The following is a 6,698-nucleotide window of genomic DNA, read 5'->3' on the forward strand; positions in this document are numbered from 1 at the left end:
CAGAATGCAAGAGAGTATCCAACTGGTTTTTGATTCCGCACCTTTTCTCCTCAAGGGGGCGGTATTTACGCTGCAGCTGAGCATCGGCGGCATGTTCTTTGGCCTGCTGCTGGGCTTTATCCTTGCGCTGATGCGGATGTCGCCCCTCTGGCCGGTAAAGTGGCTGGCGCGGGTCTACATTTCTATTTTCCGCGGTACCCCGCTGATCGCCCAGCTGTTTATGATTTACTACGGCCTGCCGCAGTTTGGCATTGAGCTGGATCCCATTCCGGCGGCGATGATTGGCCTGTCGCTGAACACCGCGGCGTATGCCGCCGAAACGCTGCGCGCGGCGATTGCCTCTATTGATAAAGGGCAGTGGGAAGCGGCGGCAAGCATCGGGATGACGCCGTGGCAGACTCTGCGTCGGGCGGTTCTGCCGCAGGCCGCGCGCGTCGCGCTGCCGCCGCTCTCTAACAGCTTTATCAGCCTGGTGAAAGATACGTCGCTGGCGGCGACTATCCAGGTACCGGAACTGTTCCGCCAGGCGCAGCTTATTACCTCCCGTACGCTGGAAGTTTTCACCATGTATCTGGCCGCATCGCTGATTTACTGGGTGATGGCGACGGTGCTGTCGACGCTGCAAAACTATTTTGAAAATCAGCTGAATCGCCAGGAGCGTGATCCAAAATGAGTGCCATTGAAGTCAAAAACCTGGTGAAAAAGTTCCACGGACAGACGGTACTGCACGGTATTGACCTGGAGGTGGCGGAGGGCGAAGTGGTGGCGATTATCGGCCCTAGCGGCTCCGGCAAAACGACCCTTCTGCGCAGCATCAACCTGCTGGAACAGCCGGAGAGCGGCACCATTCGGGTGGGCGACGTCACTATCGATACCGCGCGCAGCCTGAGCCAGCAGAAGGGGCTGATTCGCCGCCTGCGCCAGCACGTCGGCTTCGTTTTCCAGAACTTCAACCTGTTCCCGCACCGCACGGTGATGGAGAACATTATCGAAGGGCCGGTTATCGTTAAGGGTGAAGATAAAAACGAATCGATCGTCCGGGCGCGTGAGCTGCTGGCGAAGGTTGGGCTAAACGGGAAAGAGAATAGCTACCCGCGCCGTCTCTCCGGCGGCCAGCAGCAGCGCGTGGCGATTGCCCGCGCGCTGGCGATGCGTCCGGACGTTATTTTGTTTGATGAACCCACGTCCGCTCTGGATCCTGAGCTGGTGGGCGAAGTGCTGAATACCATTCGCCAGCTGGCGCAGGAGAAGCGCACCATGGTTATCGTGACCCATGAAATGAGCTTTGCCCGCGACGTGGCCGACCGGGCTATCTTTATGGATCAGGGACGTATCGTCGAGCAGGGTGAGGCTAAGGCGCTGTTTGCCAATCCGCAGCAGCCGCGCACGCGCCAGTTCCTCGAAAAATTCCTGATGCAGTAACGGCTACCCGACTGCGGCCGTGGGATCCGGTGAAAAGGGCGGGGCGGCGAGGCTACCGGCGTTCCCGCCAGCCGCAGAGAACGGTGCAGGCGTTTGGCCAGCCCGAACGCCTGGGCCGCGAAGTGGAAACCTTTCTGGACGATAGCTGCTGAACGATAGCGCCGTGTGAGAGAGCAGAACTATTAAACGCTGCTTATCGATTGGTATTTTTATATTCAGCCGCACGCGGCGTTTTCCCGAAACAATCCCTTTTTCCGCCGTCGCTGGAGGCCAGCCTGCCGAAACGATACGTCGTATCTTATCGCTGAGGGTAAAACAGCGGCGCTTGAGAGAAGGCAATATCGGCAGCAGGATTGGCGCTAAACTCCTCCCACAGTTGAGAATATATCGTCGGCAGAGATAAATGATGCGACATTCTCTTCTCCCGTCTGTGCTGAATAGCACCAGTAACGATCTAATATGTGCGGTGTATACGATATTTTATACATATAAATAAGATTTATGTGTTAGTTTTTGTATTTGTAATAATGATAATTACTCAGGAGTTATTTGGTCGGTTATGAGGGACAATGATTTTTTCAGCTGGCGGCGGGAAATGCTGCAACAATTTCAGGCAATTTCGGCGGGAGAGGAGGTTTATAATCTCCTGCAGCAGCAGGCGGAAGAGCTGGAATACGATTATTTTGCTCTCTGCGTGCGGCATCCCGTGCCCTTTACGCGCCCTAAGGTGACGCTGCAGACGACCTATCCGCAGGCGTGGATGGCGCATTATCAAGCCGAGAACTATTTCGCCATCGATCCGGTGCTGCGACCGGAAAATTTTCTTCGTGGTCACCTGCCGTGGAACGACGGGCTATTCCGTGACGCCCCGCAGCTCTGGGACGGCGCGCGCGATCACGGGCTGGTGAAGGGGATTACTCAGTGCCTCACCTTACCCAACCACGCGCAGGGCTTTCTCTCGGTCTCAGGGCAGAATCGTAGCGCCGGGCCTTATCCGGCAGACGAGCTGGAAATGCGTTTGAGAATGCTGATTGAGCTCAGCCTGTTGACGCTGTTACGTCTGCAGGACGCGATGGTGATGCCGCCGGAAATGAAGTTCAGCCGGCGTGAACTGGAGATTTTGAAATGGACTGCGGAAGGGAAGACCTCGGCAGAGGTCGCGATAATTCTGTCTATCTCAGAAAATACCGTCAATTTTCATCAGAAAAATATGCAACGAAAATTCAACGCACCGAATAAAACGCAAATAGCCTGCTATGCGGTCGCCACCGGCTTAATTTGAGCTAACCCATCGTTCTGCGTGCCAGGCGTGAAACCGGCTGTCAGTTATACTTTCAGCCGGTTTATTGTTACTGACGGTAAGCCTGTTTAATTTGCTTAACGGTGCTGGAGAATACGGCAGCCTGAGCCTCATCTTCCATCTGCGTGATTTGCCTTTCCATCTTAATAATCACCCGACCCGCATCGGCCTGGCCCATGGCCTGGAGCATCAGCGTCAGCAGCGTTTTCAGGCAGGTCACTTCCTGCGCCAGTTCTTGATTATTTTCTGCAGTGGAAAAATCTGGTGTGCTCATCGATATCCTCGTTTGCTATCGGCGCTTTTGCGCAATACTAAATCTTAAAGCGGCGCAGTATACCACAAGCGGCAGAAAAAAAAGGAGCGCGTAATTTGCGTTCTCTGATCGGAGCTGTGAGGGGTTTAATTGCCTGAATAAAGCCCGCTTCGGCGCCTGCAAATTGTTAATTTTTGGTATGATTTTTAGAGTTAATTATTGTTACATATTTTCTTTCGTATTTATCAACTACGTATTGTGTTGTGTTTATTACGTTTTCTGTATGACGAATGTTAAAAATACGACCTTATACAACTCTCTGTTATGTATGGGTTTCCACCTGGTGTGCAAACAACTTGCCATAAAGGACAGATAAATCCTCTTAAGAACACTTTTGGCTTTTAAAATTACGCCAAAACCCGGTAATATGGGTTCGATAAACTATCCGTTGTGTTATCCCTAATTCTGGAGATTATTCCTTTGATCAACGTCCTTCTTGTTGATGACCACGAACTGGTGCGCGCAGGGATACGACGCATTCTGGAAGATATAAAAGGGATTAACGTCGTGGGCGAATGTTGCTGCGGCGAGGATGCCGTTAAATGGTGTCGGGCTAATCCCGTTGACGTTGTCCTGATGGACATGAATATGCCCGGGATCGGCGGTCTTGAGGCAACGCGTAAAATTGCGCGCGCCATTGTCGATACCAAAGTCATTATGCTCACCGTGCATACCGAAAACCCGCTGCCGGCGAAGGTGATGCAGGCAGGCGCTGCGGGCTACCTGAGTAAAGGCGCCGCGCCGCAGGAAGTGGTCAATGCGATTCGCTGCGTGGCATCAGGTCAGCGCTATATCGCTTCGGATATCGCCCAGCAGATGGCGCTCAGCCAGATCGAGCCGGAAAAAACGGAATCGCCGTTTGCCAGTTTGTCTGAACGAGAATTGCAGATTATGCTGATGATCACTAAAGGTCAGAAGGTCAATGAGATCTCAGAGCAGCTGAATCTGAGTCCCAAGACGGTGAACAGCTATCGCTATCGGATGTTCAGTAAATTAAACATCCACGGTGACGTTGAGCTGACCCACCTGGCAATCCGCCATGGCCTGTGTAATGCGGAGTCGTTAGCAAGTCTGTGAGTGATGTTTTTGATGCTAAAGCTTTCCTGAAGACAGTAACCAGCCAGCCGGGCGTCTATCGGATGTACGATGCTGGCGGTATCGTTATTTACGTTGGTAAAGCAAAAGACCTGAAAAAGCGGCTAAGCAGCTATTTTCGCAGCAACCTGGCTTCGCGTAAAACCGAAGCCCTGGTGGCGCTGATAGCGCAAATAGACGTGACGGTAACCCATACCGAAACGGAAGCCCTGCTGCTTGAACATAACTATATCAAGCTGTATCAGCCGCGCTATAACGTGCTGCTGCGCGATGACAAATCCTATCCCTTTATTTTTCTCAGCGCCGATACCCATCCGCGGCTGGCGACCCATCGCGGCGCTAAGCACGCTAAAGGGGAATATTTCGGTCCTTTCCCGAACGGCTATGCGGTTCGCGAAACCTTAGCGCTGCTGCAAAAAATCTTCCCCGTTCGCCAGTGCGAAAATAGCGTCTATCGCAACCGCTCGCGTCCGTGTCTGCAGTATCAGATTGGCCGCTGCCTGGGCCCTTGCGTGGCGGGGCTGGTTAGCGAGGAGGAGTATGCCCAGCAGGTTGAATACGTGCGGCTGTTCCTTGCCGGCAAAGACGATCAGGTCCTGACGCAGCTTATTGCCCGCATGGAGAAGGCCAGCCAGGCGCTGGAGTTTGAAGAGGCGGCGCGCATTCGCGATCAGATCCAGGCCGTGCGTCGGGTGACGGAGAAGCAGTTTGTCTCAAATAATGGCGACGATATGGACGTTATTGGCGTCGCCTTTGATTCGGGCATGGCCTGCGTTCACGTGCTGTTTATTCGCCAGGGGAAAGTGCTGGGTAGCCGCAGCTATTTCCCTAAGGTCCCCGGCGGCACCGAGCTTGGGGAAGTGGTGGAGACCTTCGTCGGTCAGTTCTACCTGCAGGGGAGCCAGATGCGCACCCTGCCGGGGGAGATTCTGCTCGACTTTAACCTTGGCGACAAAACCCTGCTCGCCGACTCACTCTCCGAGCTGGCGGGGCGGCGCGTGAATGTGCAGACGAAACCCCGCGGCGATCGCGCACGCTATCTTAAGCTGGCGCGCACCAATGCCGCGACGGCGCTGACGACCAAACTGTCCCAGCAGTCCACCATCCATCAGCGCCTGCAGGCGCTGGCGACGCTGCTCAAGCTGCCGGCGGTGAAGCGCATGGAGTGCTTTGATATCAGCCACACGATGGGCGAACAGACCGTCGCCTCGTGCGTGGTGTTTGACAGCAACGGGCCGCTGCGCGCCGAGTATCGCCGCTACAATATTACCGGGATCACGCCGGGGGATGACTATGCGGCGATGAATCAGGTTCTGCGCCGGCGCTACGGTAAAGCTATCGAAGAGAACAAGATCCCTGACGTTATCCTGATAGATGGCGGTAAAGGGCAGCTTGGGCAGGCGAAAAGCGTGTTTGCCGAGCTGGACGTGGCCTGGGATAAACATCATCCTCTATTATTAGGGGTAGCAAAAGGTAGCGATCGTAAGGCGGGCCTGGAAACGCTATTCTTTGAGCCTGAGGGCGAAGGCTTTAGCCTGCCGCCGGACTCTCCCGCGCTGCACGTCATTCAGCATATCCGCGATGAGTCGCACGATCATGCCATCGCCGGGCATCGTAAAAAGCGGGCAAAAGTGAAAAGTACCAGCACGCTGGAGACTATCGAAGGAGTGGGGCCGAAGCGTCGGCAGATGCTGCTGAAGTATATGGGCGGTCTGCAGGGGCTACAGCAAGCCAGCGTCGAAGAGATAGCCAAAGTACCGGGTATATCTCACGGTCTGGCAGAAAAGATCTTCTACTCGTTGAAACATTAGGGGCTCTGTAGCAACATAGGGCTAATTTTTACTTCTAACAGATAGTTACCCGTCACTATGCAATTTAATATCCCTACATTGCTTACTCTGTTTCGCGTCATCCTGATACCGTTTTTTGTGCTGGCGTTTTACCTTCCCGTGGTATGGGCACCGTTTGCCTGTGCGCTGATTTTCTTTGTCGCCGCGGTAACCGACTGGTTTGATGGTTATCTGGCGCGCCGCTGGAATCAGAGCACTCGTTTTGGCGCGTTTCTCGACCCGGTAGCAGATAAGGTCATGGTGGCAATTGCGATGGTGCTGGTTGCCGAGCATTACCACACCTGGTGGGTCACTCTGCCGGCGGCGACGATGATCGCCCGTGAAATTATTATCTCTGCCCTGCGCGAATGGATGGCCGAGCTGGGTAAACGCAGCAGCGTAGCGGTTTCCTGGATCGGTAAAGTCAAAACGACGGCGCAAATGACGGCGCTGGTGTGGATGCTGTGGCGGCCAAATGAGTGGGTTGAAGGGGCAGGGATCGTGCTGTTCCTCGTTGCGGCGGTGCTGACGCTGTGGTCGATGCTGCAATATTTGAACGCGGCGCGCGGCGATTTGCTTGATCAGTGATCGTTTCGGCGTAAATTTCAGCAAACGACGCAAGGTTTTAAAAAATATCGTTGACTCATTGCGCCAGGTAAGTAGAATGCAACGCATCGAACGGCAGCACGGCTTGCCAGACGATAACAAAATCAAGTGATTAGCAAATTAGCTTGATAAT

Annotated in this window: 7 protein-coding genes; 6 read left to right on the top strand and 1 reads right to left on the bottom strand. The window is 54.1% G+C overall.

Annotation, left to right across the window (positions count from 1 at the left end):
* Positions 1-4: 4 nt before the first annotated feature.
* The 3 genes from tcyL to sdiA all read left to right on the top strand — a co-directional run bounded on the left by tcyL (position 5) and on the right by sdiA (position 2,704).
* Complete coding sequence (gene tcyL / locus RTE01_RS19595; RefSeq protein WP_041146275.1) at positions 5-673, top strand: cystine ABC transporter permease; 669 nt, start codon at positions 5-7, stop codon at positions 671-673.
* Positions 670-1,422 carry an L-cystine ABC transporter ATP-binding protein TcyN gene (gene tcyN / locus RTE01_RS19600; RefSeq protein ID WP_041146274.1) on the top strand — a complete coding sequence of 251 codons (753 nt, stop codon included), beginning with the start codon at positions 670-672 and terminating at the stop codon, positions 1,420-1,422. The genes tcyL and tcyN overlap by 4 nt, the downstream gene beginning before the upstream one ends.
* A 559-nt stretch (positions 1,423-1,981) precedes the next feature.
* Positions 1,982-2,704, top strand: coding sequence for a transcriptional regulator SdiA (gene sdiA / locus RTE01_RS19605; protein WP_041146273.1), 723 nt, complete (start codon positions 1,982-1,984; stop codon positions 2,702-2,704).
* Positions 2,705-2,771: 67 nt separating this feature from the next.
* Here the strand turns inward: sdiA and RTE01_RS19610 are convergent, their stop codons facing one another.
* Complete coding sequence (locus RTE01_RS19610) at positions 2,772-2,996, bottom strand: DUF2594 family protein (RefSeq protein WP_041146272.1); 225 nt, start codon at positions 2,994-2,996, stop codon at positions 2,772-2,774.
* 459 nt (positions 2,997-3,455) lie between these two features.
* On the opposite strand from RTE01_RS19610, the gene uvrY reads away from it, so the two are divergent.
* Genes uvrY through pgsA form a run of 3 tightly spaced genes read left to right on the top strand, consistent with a single transcriptional unit; the run spans position 3,456 to position 6,547 of the window.
* A complete protein-coding gene (gene uvrY, locus RTE01_RS19615) occupies positions 3,456-4,112 on the top strand; it encodes a UvrY/SirA/GacA family response regulator transcription factor (RefSeq protein ID WP_041146271.1) in 657 nt (218 codons plus the stop codon).
* On the top strand, positions 4,109-5,941 hold the full coding sequence (uvrC, locus tag RTE01_RS19620; protein WP_076947303.1) for an excinuclease ABC subunit UvrC: 1,833 nt from the start codon (positions 4,109-4,111) through the stop codon (positions 5,939-5,941). Before uvrY ends, uvrC begins: the two co-directional genes overlap by 4 nt.
* 57 nt (positions 5,942-5,998) lie before the next feature.
* On the top strand, positions 5,999-6,547 hold the full coding sequence (pgsA, locus tag RTE01_RS19625; protein ID WP_041146269.1) for a CDP-diacylglycerol--glycerol-3-phosphate 3-phosphatidyltransferase: 549 nt from the start codon (positions 5,999-6,001) through the stop codon (positions 6,545-6,547).
* Positions 6,548-6,698 lie beyond the last annotated feature (151 nt).

It is taken from the genome of Klebsiella terrigena (assembly GCF_006539725.1).
GTDB classification, from domain to species: Bacteria; Pseudomonadota; Gammaproteobacteria; order Enterobacterales; family Enterobacteriaceae; genus Klebsiella; species Klebsiella terrigena.

Bases quoted from the DNA above. Each gene is read 5' to 3' on its own strand.
- tcyL (WP_041146275.1), top strand. From the start codon at position 5: ATGCAAGAGAGTATCCAACTGGTTTTTGATTCCGCACCTTTTCTCCTC.
- tcyN (WP_041146274.1), top strand. From the start codon at position 670: ATGAGTGCCATTGAAGTCAAAAACCTGGTGAAAAAGTTCCACGGACAG.
- sdiA (WP_041146273.1), top strand. From the start codon at position 1,982: ATGAGGGACAATGATTTTTTCAGCTGGCGGCGGGAAATGCTGCAACAA.
- RTE01_RS19610 (WP_041146272.1), bottom strand. From the start codon at position 2,996: ATGAGCACACCAGATTTTTCCACTGCAGAAAATAATCAAGAACTGGCG.
- pgsA (WP_041146269.1), top strand. From the start codon at position 5,999: ATGCAATTTAATATCCCTACATTGCTTACTCTGTTTCGCGTCATCCTG.